General features: G+C 32.4%; 15 protein-coding genes and 2 pseudogenes. 3 read left to right on the top strand and 14 right to left on the bottom strand.

Annotated elements, in window-relative coordinates:
* Window positions 1-62 precede the first annotated feature (62 nt).
* The gene (locus tag HT717_RS01640; protein WP_000286248.1) at window positions 63-284 is read right to left on the bottom strand and encodes a helix-turn-helix transcriptional regulator; all 222 of its coding nucleotides are present in this window, start codon (window positions 282-284) and stop codon (window positions 63-65) included.
* Between the two features lie 546 nt (window positions 285-830).
* Between HT717_RS01640 and HT717_RS01635 the strand changes: the two genes are divergently transcribed.
* A protein-coding gene (locus HT717_RS01635) for an IS3 family transposase (protein WP_173304209.1) occupies window positions 831-2179 on the top strand; the annotation gives its coding sequence in 2 pieces (ribosomal slippage) (window positions 831-1281 and window positions 1281-2179; 1350 coding nt in all).
* 499 nt (window positions 2180-2678) lie between these two features.
* On the opposite strand, the gene HT717_RS01625 is transcribed toward HT717_RS01635, so the two are convergent.
* The 13 genes and pseudogenes from HT717_RS01625 to HT717_RS01570 all read right to left on the bottom strand — a co-directional run bounded on the left by HT717_RS01625 (window position 2679) and on the right by HT717_RS01570 (window position 14724).
* The gene (locus tag HT717_RS01625) at window positions 2679-2843 is read right to left on the bottom strand and encodes a hypothetical protein (RefSeq protein WP_236616750.1); all 165 of its coding nucleotides are present in this window, start codon (window positions 2841-2843) and stop codon (window positions 2679-2681) included.
* Window positions 2844-2911: 68 nt separating this feature from the next.
* The gene (locus HT717_RS01620; RefSeq protein ID WP_024056640.1) at window positions 2912-3568 is read right to left on the bottom strand and encodes an ATP-binding cassette domain-containing protein; all 657 of its coding nucleotides are present in this window, start codon (window positions 3566-3568) and stop codon (window positions 2912-2914) included.
* A 4-nt stretch (window positions 3569-3572) separates the two neighbouring features.
* Complete coding sequence (locus HT717_RS01615; RefSeq protein WP_078238647.1) at window positions 3573-5774, bottom strand: ABC transporter permease; 2202 nt, start codon at window positions 5772-5774, stop codon at window positions 3573-3575.
* A gap of 156 nt (window positions 5775-5930) precedes the next feature.
* Window positions 5931-6089 (bottom strand): annotated as a pseudogene (locus tag HT717_RS10080) (hypothetical protein); the annotation flags it as partial.
* A pseudogene (locus tag HT717_RS09860) lies at window positions 6081-6227 on the bottom strand (helix-turn-helix transcriptional regulator); the annotation flags it as partial. The pseudogenes HT717_RS10080 and HT717_RS09860, both read right to left, overlap by 9 nt.
* A gap of 200 nt (window positions 6228-6427) precedes the next feature.
* Window positions 6428-7159, bottom strand: coding sequence for an ABC transporter permease (locus HT717_RS01605; RefSeq protein ID WP_024056643.1), 732 nt, complete (start codon window positions 7157-7159; stop codon window positions 6428-6430).
* Between the two features lies 1 nt (window position 7160).
* Window positions 7161-7904, bottom strand: coding sequence for an ABC transporter permease (locus tag HT717_RS01600; RefSeq protein ID WP_033685031.1), 744 nt, complete (start codon window positions 7902-7904; stop codon window positions 7161-7163).
* Between the two features lies 1 nt (window position 7905).
* Window positions 7906-8814, bottom strand: coding sequence for an ABC transporter ATP-binding protein (locus tag HT717_RS01595; protein ID WP_024056645.1), 909 nt, complete (start codon window positions 8812-8814; stop codon window positions 7906-7908).
* A gap of 113 nt (window positions 8815-8927) precedes the next feature.
* The gene (locus HT717_RS01590; protein ID WP_033685033.1) at window positions 8928-11000 is read right to left on the bottom strand and encodes a cysteine peptidase family C39 domain-containing protein; all 2073 of its coding nucleotides are present in this window, start codon (window positions 10998-11000) and stop codon (window positions 8928-8930) included.
* A 22-nt stretch (window positions 11001-11022) separates the two neighbouring features.
* Complete coding sequence (locus HT717_RS01585) at window positions 11023-13803, bottom strand: type 2 lanthipeptide synthetase LanM family protein (protein ID WP_125448197.1); 2781 nt, start codon at window positions 13801-13803, stop codon at window positions 11023-11025.
* 18 nt (window positions 13804-13821) lie between these two features.
* Window positions 13822-13986, bottom strand: a complete 165-nt coding sequence (locus HT717_RS01580) for a lacticin 481 family lantibiotic (protein WP_080713125.1) — start codon at window positions 13984-13986, stop codon at window positions 13822-13824.
* Window positions 13987-14385: 399 nt separating this feature from the next.
* Window positions 14386-14541 (bottom strand): lacticin 481 family lantibiotic, encoded by a 156-nt coding sequence (locus HT717_RS01575; protein ID WP_033685035.1) that lies wholly within the window; start codon window positions 14539-14541, stop codon window positions 14386-14388.
* Between the two features lie 27 nt (window positions 14542-14568).
* The gene (locus HT717_RS01570) at window positions 14569-14724 is read right to left on the bottom strand and encodes a lacticin 481 family lantibiotic (protein ID WP_033685037.1); all 156 of its coding nucleotides are present in this window, start codon (window positions 14722-14724) and stop codon (window positions 14569-14571) included.
* 196 nt (window positions 14725-14920) lie between these two features.
* On the opposite strand from HT717_RS01570, the gene HT717_RS01565 reads away from it, so the two are divergent.
* Complete coding sequence (locus HT717_RS01565) at window positions 14921-15619, top strand: response regulator transcription factor (RefSeq protein ID WP_024056647.1); 699 nt, start codon at window positions 14921-14923, stop codon at window positions 15617-15619.
* 19 nt (window positions 15620-15638) lie between these two features.
* Window positions 15639-16994, top strand: a complete 1356-nt coding sequence (locus HT717_RS01560) for a HAMP domain-containing sensor histidine kinase (protein ID WP_078238648.1) — start codon at window positions 15639-15641, stop codon at window positions 16992-16994.
* The last annotated feature ends 46 nt before the right edge of the window (window positions 16995-17040 follow it).

The raw sequence follows: 17040 nt of genomic DNA, 5'->3' as shown, positions 1-17040 counted from the left end.
CTACAGTTGACAAAGAGCCATAAAAAATCTCCTCATTTTCACACTCTATGCAATTGAGGAGATTATTTTCTAAAGCGAATTTTATCAGGAAAATCTGTCAATCCCAATAGATAGTCTGTACTGACATCGTAAAAGTTTGAGAGAGTTACTAATACATCTGCCGTCAAGGCATGCTCACCCCGTTCAATTTTAGCATAAGCTGAGTTTGTAAACGAAAGTATTTTAGCTATTTGTTTTTGGGTCAAATCGTGATCTTCCCTCAAATCTCTCAAACGTCTGTACATCTAGCCTTCTCCTGAGAAAAGTATAATATATAAAACTAGGAAATCTTTCAAAGTGTCCAAACTGGACATTTTGAACTAAAATTAATTTATTAAACACTTCTCATAAGCATATCTATTAACCGTCTGAGAGCAAAGATTTTATCAACTATTTAAAATTACTGACTTTCAAAAATTAGTCTTATTGTAAAATAAAGTGAAACACAAAAGACATGTTTATCTAATATATTATAGTTCAAAAATATTACAAAATTATAGGAAAATGTTCACAAATCAATCATACAAGAACTTCTCTGGAAACAGGGACTTTTACCCCATTTACATAGATAAAATACACCATTTTATTCCTCCTTATATAAATTTGATAAGGTAGGAAATGGCGGTGAACGATTTTTCATAAAACTCTCTCAATTTTTAGACTTCACTATTAAGAGTGAAAAATCCTGTATTTTACCGCTGTTTTTAGAAAAATAAAAAAAGCGATAGAGCAAAATTGTACTGCACCCCAAAAGTTAGACAGAAAAAATCTAACTTTTGGGGTGTTTTATTATGAAATTGAGTTATGATGATAAAGTTCAGATCTATGAACTTAGAAAACAAGGATATAGCATAGAGAAGCTTTCAAATAAATTTGGGATAAACAATTCTAATATTAGGTACATGATTAAATTGATTGATCGTTACGGAATAGAGTTCGTCAAAAAAGGAAAAAATCGTTACTATTCTCCTGATTTAAAACAAGAGATCATTGATAAAGTTCTTCTTGAGGGGCATTCACAAATTAGGGCGTCTCTGGATTATGCTCTTCTAAGTAGTGGATTACTTTCGAATTGGCTGGCACAATATAAGAAAAACGGGTATACTATTGTTGAGAAAACAAGAGGGAGACCACCTAAAATGGGACGTAAGCCAAAGAAGAGATTTGAAGATATGACAGAATTAGAACGTCTTCAAGCAGAAAATGAGTACTTGAGAGCGGAGAATGCCATTCTAAAAAAGTTGAGAGAACTCCGATTGAGAGACGAAAAGGAGCAAGAAGAAAAACGGAAATTGTTCAAGGACTGGTAACAGAGTTTTCTTTAGATATCCTTCTAAAGATTATTAAACTTGCCCGTTCAACTTATTATTACCACTTAAAACAGCTGGATCAAAGCGATAAAGATTATGATATTAAAGCTGAAATTCAGTCAATTTATACTGAGCACAAAGGAAATTACGGCTATCGTCGCATGACTCTAGAATTACGAAATCGTGGCTTCGTAGTGAACCATAAGAAGGTGCAGCGTCTGATGAAAGTACTTGGTTTAACGGCTCGAATTCGCCGTAAACGGAAGTATTCTTCATACCAAGGAGAGGTTGGCAAGAAAGCAGATAATCTTATTCAACGTCAATTTGAAGCAACCAAACCAATGCAAAAGTGCTACACAGATGTGACAGAATTTGCCATTCCAGCAAGCAGCCAAAAGCTTTATTTATCACCAGTTTTAGATGGCTTTAACAGAGAAATTATCTCCTACAATCTTTCTACTTCGCCGAACTTAGTACAAATGAAAGCTATGCTAGAACAAGCCTTTACAGAGAACCATTACGAAAATACAATTCTCCATAGTGACCAAGGATGGCAATACCAACACGATTTCTATCATCATTTTTTAAAGAATAAGGGAATCCAACCATCTATGTCACGTAAGGGAAATAGTCCAGATAACGGTATGATGGAATCTTTCTTTGGCATTCTTAAGTCTGAAATGTTTTATGGTTATGAGAATACGTTTCAGTCACTTGAACACTTGGAACAAGCTATTGTAGACTATATTGATTACTACAACAACAAACGAATTAAGGTAAAACTAAAAGGACTTAGCCCTGTACAATACAGAACTAAATCCTTTGCTTAAATTAATTGTCTAACTTTTTGGGGTCAGTACAAATTGCTATATCGCTTTTTTTATTTTTCTAAGTACGTCTAGACGTTTTAAAACTCATGTTGTGATTGAATTACGTTCAACACTTCTTGCATACTTCCAGCCTTAGCATTAAATAAAGGCAATTGGTTATCGTAATATCCAATAGTAGCAATACCAGCACTAGTTGATTCCTGTATCCCTGAGTACGAATCTTCAATAGCAATTGTCATCCGAAACAATATAATCAAAATAATTCTTCAAATCCAGTTTTTCAAGACTTATTTCTATACTGAAACAACATCTTTCCAGAACTTCAATAATTTCTTTTTGTGTTAAATCATTATTTAACTAAGTCTTTGGAGGTAATACGTTTTCAAAGCTACTTTTTACCATAGATTTTGAGTCTTCAACACATATTACTAAGCCAAAAATGCTCTAAATTTTTGAAATTCTAACAAATCCCACTCAACTTCATAATCATCTTTGACTTTCACAATATCTTCCTCAAAATAACCATATCTAATAATTTATTACTAGCAATGATATGCAGACAAATGACATCATCAATATGATTTTCAACCAGTACATGTATTTTTAACTCCAAACGATTAGACAAACTTGACTGTTTTATAACATCGTATGTAAATTTTTTCATGTTTAAACTCTCCACCTTCGATATTCCATAATCAAAAGTAACCGTATCAAGTTCTAATAATGGTTGAGTTAATTTACAAGAACCGACTCCAGTGAAATGATCCTATCACATTGCCGTGCTTGCTCCATGTTATGCGTAACAACCAAAATTGTTTTACCGAATTGATCTCTCAAAGTTCGAATCAAATCGAATGCTTTTTGAGACATTTCAGAATCTAACGATCCAGTTGGTTCATCTGCTAGGACAATATCTCCGGGCTTTAAAATAGCTCTCACAATCGCAATTCTCTGCTGTTCACCTCCCGATAATTCATTGATTTTACTATTTAACCGATTTTGTAGACCAACAAATTCTAGCGTTTCCTTGATTCTCTGCTCTTTCTCCTGTCTAGAGAAATTCGAAAAAGTCATGGCAAGCATCAGGTTATCTTTCACACTAGATGTAGAAATGAGTGCATTGGATTGAAAAAGATAGTTGATGACATTCCTTCGATAATGAACTGCTGATTGCGAATTTACCTTAGGCAAAACTTTTCCGTTGATTAGGATTTTACCACTGTCAACAGTATCCAATAGCCCAATCATATTGAGGATGGTCGATTTTCCAGAACCAGAAGGTCCTACTAAAGCTACAAATTCATTTTCCTCAATATCAAAGCTTAAGTCTTTGAAAATTTCTCTTGAACCAAATTGTTTTGATACATTTTGTACTGAAATTCTAGACATGAGATTACTCCTTAAATGATTGTATGATACTCTCCCCTTCTTTACGGAACAAACTGAAGTAAAGAAGCATTATCTGAAAAGCAAATGTAGCTAGTGTCATGACTATTCCCAACTTAGAACCCACAAAGATAGAAACGATTAGTTCCATCACAGAAAAACTAATAATGAGAGAAAGCACACCAATATATCTTTTCCATGGTGAGAATCCCATAAAGTATTGGCCATACAATTTTTCTTCAAATAACAAGCGGTACATTAAGACAAAACTCCAGAAAATAGCCATCATCGTAATGATGATAATCGCTATAATCGTGCCGAAAAGATAAAATGTGTAACTCAGATCTTTTTGAAGACCATTGATAAAGTTCTTGACAGTTGTAAAACTCAACCGATTATCCGTTAAATCTGGAAATTCTGTTTCTAAAACGGACACTACCTGTTCCATCGTTTCCCTATCACGAATCTTCAAAAGACCATTATAGCCACTGACAACTAAGTTTGCCGACTCCATGAAATATAAATTCTCTGGTGTTGAGACAAAAATAACTGGATTCTCACTAGTTGTACCATAAGAAATGGAATCTGACCAAGTAAATATTGGTCGAGACGGTTGGTAAACCTTGAATATAAATTTCTGATTTTCTGTGAAATTAGTTTGTAAATCTCCCGGTTTTACAGTGACACTTTCCTGTAAATACGCCTTCATCACCTCAAGTTCTTCTGTATTGAGCGTGTTAGGTAGAAGATAAAGTCGAGTACCATTCCTCATCTCTAGCAACTCTTCATCACTTAGGGGAATACCTAGGTCTTGCAGGTAATTATAGGAGAATTTCAAATACCAAAATGGTTTTTTAGGGATATGCTGGTATGTCCCATAGACTGCATCAAGGGACTCCTGATTAAGAAATTGTCCTTTGGCAATATAGACACCTGGAAGCTCAGATATACGCTGGTAAAAGTTATACATACTACGCTCAAGGGAATTTGTAGTTCCTGCATATGTACCTACATCATTTCCCTCAACAAAGCTGGATATAACGTACATATCTTCAACATTTCTCCACTCCCTAGATACTTTTATATTATCAATAAACTGATTCATTGGAGTATCTAAAGAGTAACTGACTGCGATTAACAAACCAGCTACCAAGGTATAGAATAACAAGCAGGTTACCATTAAAGGCTTCATTGGTAATCGTTTATGAATTGCGGCTAATGGAGAAACCGAATAAACAATAATCGTTGGAATAATGAATATCAATAGTAGCAACAAGACTGAGAGGCTGACTCCAGCAAAAACTAGAATAAACGATGATAAACCAAAACTAGGCCAGCCTGACAACAACCAACTACATAAAGAGATAATTGGAATAATGTATATTGAAAATAGTAAAGAATTTTTGAAAAAAGCAGACCATAATTCTTTTCTATCCCATCCTAAAAGAATCAATGTTCCGAAATGTTTGAAGGATTGAAGAACACAGATTAAGAATAGAATCAGTAAAATGAAGGCATTTACTAAGATGATGATAGCAAGTATTATTCCCCAAATTCCCTGATCAGTACTACTTCCAAAACTTTCTTTTGTCAAATCCTCAACAGAAATACCTGACATCTTTGAAAGATGTAACAGAAAGTTATCTCTTGAGACAGCATCGTGTAGACCATTGATATGGTATACCCCATTAATCGTATTAGTGTTTTGGAAAGTATAATCTAATCGTTCAATGACTACAGGTGTGCTAAATAATAAATCTGGAAGCTCGTAAAGCATATTATTTGAGCCTTTGTCAAGTCCAATAGTCATACTATTATCACTATGAGATAATAAATCTGCAAATTGTTGTTGTGAGACTACTATTTTACCCGTACTTTCAAAATCTGAAAAACCAGCAGAGCTACCAAGGATGTCTATATAAATCCTATTTAGACCTTCTCCTGTATCACTACTTTCAGAACGTTTTGTCCATATGGACAAGTCACTCTGTTCTAAAAAATAATTAAATACATCTTGTGATTGCTCTTCTGTTAACTTCTGAAGATAAACTGTTACGGTCCCGGAATGATGATCATAACTCTGCCATGACTGTTGATACTGTAAACCTGTTAAAAAAATTGCTACCAGAGCAAGTAAGACACTCTGGATGGCAATCAAAAACAGGATTAAGTATCTCATTTTACCTAATAATATGTTTTTGTATGTCATAAGTACTTACCTACAATTCCAGTAACATTCAGCTGTACAGTTCCAATGAATTTAGAAACATGTGCTTCTACTCCAGGGAATTCCCAGCCTGAGAATGCCTTGTTAGCAGTTGCTGAGTGTTCGTAAACACTAGACTGAAGATTTGAATAGCTCCAAGCCGTCTTTTTTGACGCCGTAATTCATCTTGATGAAAAGACCTTCCTTAACCACCTTATCAATCTGATACTCGGCTAGGACAACTTCAAACTCCTGAATCTGGTCATGTTTCTCTTTGACCTCCTTGTAGGCTGTTAGGAGTTCCTCACTTGAGAGTTTAATCAAGTAATAAATCGAAATCTGGCGTTGACCAGATTCGATTTTAGAATATGCCGACTGACTACATGATAAATATTTAGCAAGATACTCTTGCGTATAATCATAATCTTCTCTAAGATCCCTGACACGCCTATACATTCGTTTACTTCTAAGAAAATTATAGTTAAGTTTTGAACGAATCTTAGATTTTATACCAAATTGGCATAAGAAGATTATTAATTAGAATATAAATATAGATCTACATCTACATTTTACACAGAATAACCTATATAGCTTTAATTCAATTTTTCTGACTGATGATACTCAATTTTAAATAGTGCACTATATATCAATATTGTTTATCTTTTTTCCAAAGCCCCTACAGTAAATTTATAAAAAACAAAACTATAAAATATATTCACTGCTAGAAAGATAATCATATCGTTTAATGACATATCCGCTAGTGACCGACTACGAAGCGCAATCATCGGTTGAGAATATGGAAAAAATTTTGTTAAGTCTTCATTAATAAAGATGAGGACAAAATTAAACATGCTCCCAATAGTTGCTAATCCCACACTTTTACTGAAATTTCTAGTTTTTACAGTTACATAGGATTGAAGAGTAATTATTGGAAAAGATGCTAGAACTGCTAAGAACAACCATTTGAAATAAGTTTGCAAACTCAGATCTAACGTAATTCCATCAACCTTAGTTGCTATAATAAAAATAAGGAACAGAATTAATTGAACTGGCAAAATTATGATGAAACTACATAGCAATTTCCCAAAATACAATTTCCCCATTGATACTTGATTCACCTTCAACATATCAAGAGTTTTCCTTTCAAACTCAGGCATAATCAACAGTCCTGTAATGATAGCTAGCATAGGGGGATAGAGCAAGGTGCTGTTATAAAAAGTCAACTGCCCCCATAAAACAAGGGATTGCGTCCCATCAACTAATACCTCTCGACTAGCAAAATAGATTCCCAGTCCAATAAAACTAGAAAAAATCAGAAAGGCAATTCCGATCAATAAAAGTTGAGTCTTTCGCGTTTTTTTCCATTCTGCTAAAAAATAACTCCCCATCTTAGTTTCCTCTCTTTTTCAAAATGATATTAGCCAAACCATATAATAATGCACAATAGAATACATAAACTACTAGTTTCCATAGTAGTTGTTCGTCAAAAATATATGTAAATACTCCATTTCCAAGGAACTGGTACTTATAAGGTGCTAAACTACCGAAACCTGTTATAGGATTGAGTAAACTACCAAAACCATTGCTTCTTGGGTTTAAAACAATTCCCAAAAAACCACCTAACAGACCTAACGCTAATAATATACCTTGCCTTTCCAAGAGCATTGCTAGGGTTAAATAGATACAAATCAGAGAAAATATTGCAAGTAGTTGTCCAACAAACTGAAGTCCAATAATTGAGAAGGGAATTGAGATACCTACCTGTTTTCCAAAAAAATAAATAGCAGTAACTTCTACTACCGACATGATGCTAAAGAAAATCATCATAAATAGGAGTTTGTGATTAAAAATAGTTAGAAAATGTTGACCGTTTGCAGCTTGTAACCTAAATGTTTGCCCCTCACGCTCATTTCCAACAATGCGAGCTGCAAATACACAGACTGCAATGGGAAACATAAGAAGATTGACATTTTGATTGCTAAAAAGTGTTCCTACAGTTTTTAACTCTGGATGTGAAAATGCAGATGAGAATGTAGCGATATTCCAAAGCGTAGCAACGACTATTAAGATAGCAACTATGGAAAAAGATTTTGTTCGCCTGCTTTTTAACCATTCAATGTAAATACCTGACATTTTATACCTCCTTTGTTAAATCTAAGAAAATGTCCTCTAGTGTCTCACTTTCTCTAACTACCCGAAAAATTCGATATCCATTTTCCGTTAAATAACTGATCATATCAGCTAGTTTATCATTATTAATATTGCTTAATTTGATATGACTTGCGGATGCGTCCAATACTTCTACCGAACCGAACTCAATCAAACTTTGAACAATGTTGTTCTGTGAAAAATCTCCACCAATCTCAATCCATGTGTTAGATTTAATTGCTTCAATTTCTCCTTCATAAACAAGGCGCCCGTGATTAATAATCCCTACTCTGTCTGCAATATGCTCAATCTCCGGAAGGATATGACTAGAAATAAATACTGTTAGCCCTTCTTCTTTCGCCAACTTCACAATCAATTCACGAATTTCATGAATACCAGCTGGATCAAGACCATTGGTTGGTTCGTCAAGCAATAGAATTCGCGGTTTCTTCACCAATGCGAAAGCAAGTGCCAGTCTTTGCTTCATACCGAGAGAATAATCTTTAACAAGTTTTTTTCTATTCTTTTCTTCGGCCAAACCTACCAACTCCAAAGTCGGATAAATATTACTTTCCTTAAATCCTACCATTTTTTGAAAAACAAGTAGATTTTCATAACCTGTCAAATTAGGATAGTAGGAGGGCTCTTCAATCATTGAACCGATTTGGTTTAAATAAGTCTTATCTTTTTTGATGTTCTGACCATGAACTAAAATCTCTCCAGAAGTAGGCGTTACTAAAGACAGTACCATTTTCATAGTTGTTGTCTTTCCTGCACCGTTTGGTCCAAGAAAACCGTAGATTTCTCCCTCTCGGACTGTGATTTTTTCTAAGTCTACCGTAGTAACATCTTTGTAAACTTTTGACAATTTACGTAATTCAATAATATTTTTCATTCCTATATTACCTCTCGTAAGTCTTGGTCTTAAAGACTTTCCCTTCTCTTGTTTATACTATAAATTATATCTCTGCCAGTTAAAGGTAACATTAAGAAAGAGGAAATTTTCCCTTAAACTTTCGAACGAATAAAGTTCTCGTAGTTTGAATTCCTTTTCATAAGGTTCTCATGGCTATCTTTGATTACTTCCCCCGTTTCACTATCAATGAAAATGATGTAATCAACAAAATTAACAATGTCTAAATGATGACTAACCATCAACATTGTTTTATCTGAATATCTAGTACTTCGTAGTACATTCTCATAGATTCTATTTTTACTATGTTCATCCAAATTACTAAAAGCTTCATCCCAAAAAATAATTCCATCTTTTTTTATCAAAGATTTAGCAATAAGTAATTTTTGAATCTGCCCACCTGATAGATTCTTCCCCTGCTTCAATAGCTTAGAATGTATTTTATTTGGCAACTGAGAAATAACCTCATCAGCTGTCGTATCATTCAATATCTGATAAAGTGGAGATAAGTCATCAGATATCCATTCCAAATTTTCTAAAATACTTCCTTTTCTTAACGTCATGTTTTGCAATACTACACTCAGGTAATTCTCAAACTCCTTAATTCCGTATTTTAGAGAACCACTATAGCGTAGCATTCCCGCTAATAATAACAATAGTGTAGATTTTCCACTACCCGACTTCCCGACAATAGCGATTTTTTCTCCTTTTTTAATTGTCAGATTCACATCATCATAGATTGGTTTGCTACCATACGAAAAATTCAATTTATTAGTTTGAATTAGATAATCCTTTGAGTCTTCACTCGGTACAGTAATTGGTAACGTATCTTTTAACAAATCACTTTGTTTTTCAGCATAAACCCCTAATCGAAGTATTTCAAAAACAGCTCCTTTTACCTGTTCAATTGCAGAAATCAATATTGAAATACTAGTCTGATATACAAGTAAATCCGGGAGCGAGACCTTAATGTAATCATTATAATAAACTGCTATAACTATTATTGATGATAAACTAATGTAGTTAAATATAGTTCCAAGCAGTTGAGACAAATTTTCAATTTTCAATATTTGCGAATATTTAGTTGTAACTTGATTGTTAACTGTCATCCAAGAATTGAAGACATTATCTTCTTTTCTCATTATCTTAATATAGTCTATATCCTCCAAATCAGTCTGTAGTTCAGAATTGAAATCAATTAGATATTGTAGATAGGTCTGATTATATTCATTTTGCTTATAATATAGCACTATAGAAAACACACTATATATAGCAATCATTACGACTAAAATCAAGGTTAATTTTACTGAAATAGTTATTAAATAGATAAAAATTACAATAACAGAAATAAGACTTATAAATGACGGAATAATTTTTAATGTAACATTATCTCTTAATGTCGATTTAAAATTAATTTTTTCAGAAATTCCCCCACTTAGATGATTTCGAAAATATAACAATGGCTTTTGTAACAGCCTTCCAAATAATTCCCTACTATAATAATCATCAAAATCTTTATTATATCTATCTAAAGCACCATTTTTGATGAAATATCCTAACAATTGAAAAATAAGAACGATACCTAATAAAAGTAAACTAACACTAAACTTGAAATCATCTGCTAGCATTTGTCGCAAAATTATTGAAAACAATAATACACTTGTTTGGATAAATAGCAAAGATAGCATAAATAACGCAATTGGTTTCATTTGAAGAGTTTTCTTGAAATACTTCCAAAAGATTGAGTTGTATTTTTGTGATTTAAAATCACTACCTTTGTTTACCATAATCATTGTTTCGGAATAATGCTCCATAAACTCACTTTTACGGTATCTTACTTGTCCAATAGCTGGATCTACAATTAAAACTTGCTCAGATGTAATTTTTTCAAGAACCACAAAATGATCATTATTCCAATGGATAATCATTCTTTGCTTAGTTTTTTGATAGACTTTTAGTAACTCGTCAATTGAGGCATGATAGGCATTTATGGTTACTCCAAATCTATCATTTAGAGTCAACAGATAAGATACACTTAGTCCATCTGCTGGCAATGAATCTCTATCATAAACTTCATATAGTGGAACTCTGTGCCCTAAGTCGTTCAACAACATAGTATAACAGGCCAAAAGACAATCTTCTTCATTGTTTTGTAAAATAATCTTCATCGTACTTCTTCCTCTCTATCCCTTATAAATTAGGAATAAGAATGTCAAGCGAACTGTCTTCTTTTAAATATTTTGCTGTAGAAAATAGAACACCTGGAATTCCTGTCATTAGACCATAGACATTATACTTTGTATTAAAACTACACATCCAACCTTTTTCTAAACCAAATGCATGCAATTTTTTATATTCTCTATCTAAAATGCTTTTGAATTTTTTGGACTCGTCATTTCCCAAATAATTCATATAATAACTAAGAGCCAGTAAATTTCCACTAGTTCCGTGACAAAGGGAAAAATTAGTCATATCAAAACCAATTTCAACAATTTGTTCTGCCGCATGTTCCACATCCTTCTTCAATTCTTCACGCTCAGAATCGGATAAAATCTTATATCTATCATCTAATTGTAGCTGTGCTAACCTTGCAACTAATACTCCCGTCGAACCGTGGCACCAATTTGCACTTGTCTCGTTATTCCTTTTATCAACCCACCCCTTATCAATCTTCTGGCGATTATCAAAATTTCTAGCCTTGTTAAATAAATCTAAGGCATCAGTGCTTCTCAATTGACCAGCCAACAAAAGCAATGCTATCTCAACACCCAAATTCCCATGTGCAAGACTAACATTATTCACTTCTAATCGGTTCCAACAAATGTAATTTTCATCATAAATACCTAGCTCTTTAAGTTTATTAAGCGATTGAGATAGATTTTCTATCGTAGTATCTGTATTTCTAAACGCAGTAATTTCATTTGGGAAACTTGATAAAAAGTCTGCTTGAGATACATCTATGTTTAAACAATAACTATCTATAATATCTGACATATAGCTTGGGAGTTTCTGGTCTGTAATTAAACCAATTCTAAAAATAGCCGAGATAATGCCTAATTTCCCAACGAAATAGGATGTGTTTTGTATTTTAGAATAAGAATTTAATAAAGTAGAAAAAATTCGTTTCAAGCAAGCAATAATTTTTTTTTGTCTCAAAGAATCAACTAAGTCATAAGCTTCAGATAAAGCAATACCTATGCCAGCCAACCCTTCGTACACTGAATCATCCATTGGAACTAATTCAAAGGCATCATAATCTGTAACTTTCAAAGTGAGCCAGTTTGTACTATTATCTCCGAAGGAATATCTCTCATCATTCAAAATAATATCAACCAACGTATTAATTCCTGTGTATAATACCTCTTCATCATTACTGGGGCGTTCATATTTTCGATACTCCTCTTGAAGTTCTGTACTATACAATGCTTGTGTAGTTTTTATTGAGAATTCTATTAAATTAATTTGTTCTTCAATTAACTCCTCATTTAGATTCTCTAGCTTTTTAATCACTACACTTAACGCAGAAGTCCCTAGTTTCCAAATAATTGTCTCTCCATCTCTAATGTTACAACTATTAATATTCACATAAAAATAAGGAATATCCATATTTAATAACTGCTTCTCCTCTGATTGGACTAATGTATGACTATCATACTCATGTAATTTATTAGCCATTTTTTCAAATAGTATCTGTGATTGATTACAGTATACTGGCGAAATAAGTAGTTGTCGAATTAGACTATAGTCTCTAGTATTCCGAAACAAAATTCGAGTTTGAATATCACTATGAGTCAAGTAAAGTTTTTCAAGATATTTCTTTTCCTTCACAAAAAAATAACCTAATTCTCTGAATCCTTCTTTAATGAAATCAATATATTCTGCCGCATTAAGATAATTTTTCTCTCCCATAGAATTAAGAAAATAAGGCAAATGATCTTGATTTTTAATCTGATATTTTTTCTTCTCAACATGCACATCATCTCGATTATAATTCACAACAATCTTAGCTTCGCCAATAAGAGTTCCACCAAGAACTCCACTAGTATCTCCACCGAAAATCTTATCTGCTTCAGCAATGGGAAGAAGACCTGTTGAAAGTACTGAATTTCTACTGTTCTCTATAATTTGGAAGGTCGCTTCGTTGTTCGCTATCGTGTCAAAAGGTGTTATAGAGAAGATTGTTTCAACATCTACAAGAGTTGGAGTAATATTTGCAGATATCAAATTTTCAAAGTGTAAGTCTGAGATATTTAGAATATAGGAATATGCTAATAGGTAACCTACTCTACGATAAAACTCTTCGGCTTCTTTTTTTGAATTTAATGGTCTGCTAATTATAAATTTTTCCCAAAAATATTCTTCTTTATCCAAAAATTGAGGAATAAAATGGATTTTTTTGCCCAAATAAGCACTAACTCTAGCATCTAAAAGATTCAAAAGAAGATTTGGTTTAGATGATTTCTTTTTAAAAACAACTTTTTGCTCCTGATAAGTTACAATACACACCCCGTTACCGTTATGAATATCTCCTGTCACTTTAAGCTTAATAGCATCTATATTAGGAATTAGGGAGTTACTACTAATGTAATCTTGATCTACTAATTCTGAAAAATCTTCAATAAATCTATTTTTCACATATTCCATTAAGTCTAAGTATTTCTGGATGCTGAGTATAACACGATGATTTATATCCGAGAAACGTTGCTCAATTTCATCTAATATTATTCCTTTCTTACATAGGACATTATTAAAATAATCATAACGTATCTCCGATGAGGAACCTACCAAGCTTTCTTCAATTCTTTTTTCATTGATTAAATAGATTAGCGTTGGTCTGTAATAATCAGAAATTTTTTTCTCAATATCTTTGATAATATCACTATTCTCTAGTAGTAATTCTGGAAAATATTTTTCAATAAATACTTTTGGAAAGCTGTCAAATTGGCTATATAGAATTTCTTTCTCATTCATACTACTATCCTCCCGCGACTAACAACATGTAAAAATGGCTTGTAAACTGTTCCAACGACATTCTGCAGAAATTGTATTAACACCGTGCCCCTTGCCGCCTCCTAAAAGTATATCTAATTCATCAATTTGAATCTCTTGCAATACATTTACTGCCTCACAACACATTTCTTTATTAATTCTCATAACATTTAACCTCTTTCTTATATTAGGCACTTAATAATTATGTTCCCTATACGATGATTTTAATACTGTTACTTAAAGATAACTTTAAGAAAAAATTAATTTAAAATAAATTTATAATCTATACAAATCAAATAGAGTACTATATCTAATATCTACCAATTCATATCCTCTCATTCACTATAAATTAGTAAAAATCAAGAACTACTTTATCTATCCTTTTCTATTTTTTAGCGAATTCTCCCCCTGACTCCAAGCTTTATTCAAAAACTATACATTCTCACTATATCTACAGAATAGACAAAAGAAAAGACAAACCTCAAATAGTTCTTGGGTCTGTCTGTAATTTTTAAGAGGAATACCCTCTTTTGAGTAACTTCAAAGATACCTAATCGCACAATATTATGAGCAACATGTAAAGAAGAATTGGAATGAATTCATGTGACATTCATGCGAAATAGTTTTAAATACTCCATTCTTTCCAGCACCAATAATTTGCTCTAATTCATCAAGACTTACTTCCTGAATCGTATTCATTAGTTCATATTCTTTTTTCATGACAGCTACCTCTTTTCTATAAAATCTTTATGAACAACATGTAAAGAAGAATTGGAACGAATTCATGTGACATTCATGTGAAATGGTTTTAAATACCCCGTTCTTACCCGCACCAATAATTTGGTCTAACTCTTCAAGACTTATTTCCTGAATTGTGTTCATTAGTTCATATTCTTTTTTCATAGTATTTACCTCTTTCTATTTTAAATATCGGCAATCTAGATATCTTCTTTGTTACAAGTTTATCTTACAATGGCATCTTAAAGCTTGGATAAAGAAAACATAAATTTATCTTTAAGATTATCGAATATGAAATGTTCACCTTTTATCTAATAGCTTTATTTATGGTATAATTAAGTAAACTTTTGGAGGTGAAAACATGAGTTTTGAAGCACAATTATTAAATAAACACATATTGATTGTGGATGATGATACAGCGTTAAGTGAATCAATTAAAGAGGTACTTGTGAGTCGTGGTTTTAAAAATATTAGTCGCGCTTATAGTATTAGTGAAGGAATTGATGTTTTTTCGGTATCCCATATTGATCTAATTATTTTAGATGTCATGCTCCCAGACGGAGAAGGCTATTTACTCTCTCAATATGTGAGAAAAATCTCAGATATTCCAATTCTATTTTTGACTGCTAAAAATAATCCTGACGATGAAATTAGAGGACTTGATTCGGGAGGAGACGACTACGTTACAAAGCCCTTCTTACCTAAATCTTTAACGTATCGTATTATTGCACTGTTAAGAAGAGCTTATAAAGATGAATCTGAACTCATTGAACTAACTGACTGTATCATTGACTTGAACAATGCCAGTGTTAAGAAAAGTGGTCAAAATCTATCGCTAACACCTACAGAAATTCAAGTTCTTCGAAAATTATATGCTAATAAAAATTACATAGTCTCTACTGAAACAATTTGTGATACAATTTGGGGACTTGAGAGCTTTGGATATGAGAAATCTCTAATGGTACATATTCGAAATATCCGAGAAAAGATAGAACTTACCCCCTCTAAGCCTAATCACCTAATTACTGTCAAAGGACTTGGATATAAACTTGTTATTTAGATAATTTAAGGTATAACCCATGAATGTTTTCAAAAAAAATATACTAAAGTTTATTCTATCGTTTATTTTTATCATCATAGTTGATGTAATACTTTTAGTTACTGCAGCAAATTATATTCGTAGCCAACAATCTGCATCAAACATCATCGAAACAGTGTCGTCTGAAATTGTTTTAACTAATGGAAATTATGTTGTCAGTCCGATAGCCAAACAATTAATTGATGAAAATAATTTATGGATGATGATTATTGATAAGAACAGTGGCAAAGAAAAATTCAATATTGACAAACCCAAAGATATAGCTAATCAATTTAATTTTGCAGATGTTGTTCGTTTCTCTAGGTTCTACTTAAAAGACTATCCTGTATTTACTCAAATAAAAGACAATGATAACGATATCTATATTATTGCATTTCCAAAAGATAGTATTATTCGCTATGGTAATAATTATTTTGATTTGAATCGAATTCAAATTTTTCCAATCATTATTGTATCAATGATTTTTGCTAACATATTGTTCTGTTTATTTTTATATATCTACAGTGTTACCTTCCTAAATCGAAATATTAAACCGATTATTAACGCAATTGTAAAACTACCAAATGGAGGAAACACACAAGTTAAATCTGTACAGGAACTAGATAAATTAACACTTGCTATTAACTCAGCCAATCAAAAACTTCGTGAAAATGAAGAATTTAAGGAAAATTGGATTTCTGGAATTGCACATGATATCAAAACACCACTTTCAGTAATTGTATCAAACACATCCCTAGCGATTGAAAAAACTGATAATGATCTATTACTTAAGTATCTAAAGCCTACCCTAGTTGAAAGTCATTATATCCAAAACCTTCTTAATGATTTAAATATATTTGCCCGATTAACAAATGGTAATCTGATATTAAATCGAGAAATTGTATACATCGTTCCATTTTTTAAGGAGATTATTATCCAAATTATTAATCAAGAGATTTGGCATGACTTCAATTTTGAATTCACTTCTGACGACGGTTTGTTTAATCAAAAAACGTACGTCGAAAAATCTTTGATATCGAGAATTATTCATAATCTGATTTATAATTCTGTGCTTCATAATCCTTCTGGATGCGATATTCAAATCATTCTTAAGCATCTATCAAATAATACATTTTCAATTACCGTACGCGATAACGGAATAGGGGCCTCTCCCAACAGACTTAACAACATTAATAAAATTGAAGAATTTAGCTTTGATATTTCTGGTGTTCGTAGAAGTGGTATAGGATTGAAAATTACTAAGCAAATCGTTGATTTGCATCATGGTGATATGGTTATCACCAGTCAACTGGGTGAATACTTCCAAACAACTATAACTTTAGACACTGTTAATTAACTTGAAAAGGCAACTGTTTTCTATACAGATTTTATAAGTTCTATTT

Source organism: Streptococcus sp. 959, assembly GCF_013277075.1.
In the GTDB taxonomy this organism is placed as follows: Bacteria; Bacillota; Bacilli; order Lactobacillales; family Streptococcaceae; genus Streptococcus; species Streptococcus pseudopneumoniae_C.
The sequence above is the reverse complement of the archived record's forward strand: the minus strand, read 5'-3'. Positions and strand labels throughout refer to the sequence as shown.

Bases quoted from the DNA above. Each gene is read 5' to 3' on its own strand.
- HT717_RS01640 (WP_000286248.1), bottom strand. From the start codon at position 284: ATGTACAGACGTTTGAGAGATTTGAGGGAAGATCACGATTTGACCCAA.
- HT717_RS01625 (WP_236616750.1), bottom strand. From the start codon at position 2,843: ATGAAAAAATTTACATACGATGTTATAAAACAGTCAAGTTTGTCTAAT.
- HT717_RS01620 (WP_024056640.1), bottom strand. From the start codon at position 3,568: ATGTCTAGAATTTCAGTACAAAATGTATCAAAACAATTTGGTTCAAGA.
- HT717_RS01615 (WP_078238647.1), bottom strand. From the start codon at position 5,774: ATGACATACAAAAACATATTATTAGGTAAAATGAGATACTTAATCCTG.
- HT717_RS01605 (WP_024056643.1), bottom strand. From the start codon at position 7,159: ATGGGGAGTTATTTTTTAGCAGAATGGAAAAAAACGCGAAAGACTCAA.
- HT717_RS01600 (WP_033685031.1), bottom strand. From the start codon at position 7,904: ATGTCAGGTATTTACATTGAATGGTTAAAAAGCAGGCGAACAAAATCT.
- HT717_RS01595 (WP_024056645.1), bottom strand. From the start codon at position 8,814: ATGAAAAATATTATTGAATTACGTAAATTGTCAAAAGTTTACAAAGAT.
- HT717_RS01590 (WP_033685033.1), bottom strand. From the start codon at position 11,000: ATGAAGATTATTTTACAAAACAATGAAGAAGATTGTCTTTTGGCCTGT.
- HT717_RS01585 (WP_125448197.1), bottom strand. From the start codon at position 13,803: ATGAATGAGAAAGAAATTCTATATAGCCAATTTGACAGCTTTCCAAAA.
- HT717_RS01580 (WP_080713125.1), bottom strand. From the start codon at position 13,986: ATGAGAATTAATAAAGAAATGTGTTGTGAGGCAGTAAATGTATTGCAA.
- HT717_RS01575 (WP_033685035.1), bottom strand. From the start codon at position 14,541: ATGAAAAAAGAATATGAACTAATGAATACGATTCAGGAAGTAAGTCTT.
- HT717_RS01570 (WP_033685037.1), bottom strand. From the start codon at position 14,724: ATGAAAAAAGAATATGAACTAATGAACACAATTCAGGAAATAAGTCTT.
- HT717_RS01565 (WP_024056647.1), top strand. From the start codon at position 14,921: ATGAGTTTTGAAGCACAATTATTAAATAAACACATATTGATTGTGGAT.
- HT717_RS01560 (WP_078238648.1), top strand. From the start codon at position 15,639: ATGAATGTTTTCAAAAAAAATATACTAAAGTTTATTCTATCGTTTATT.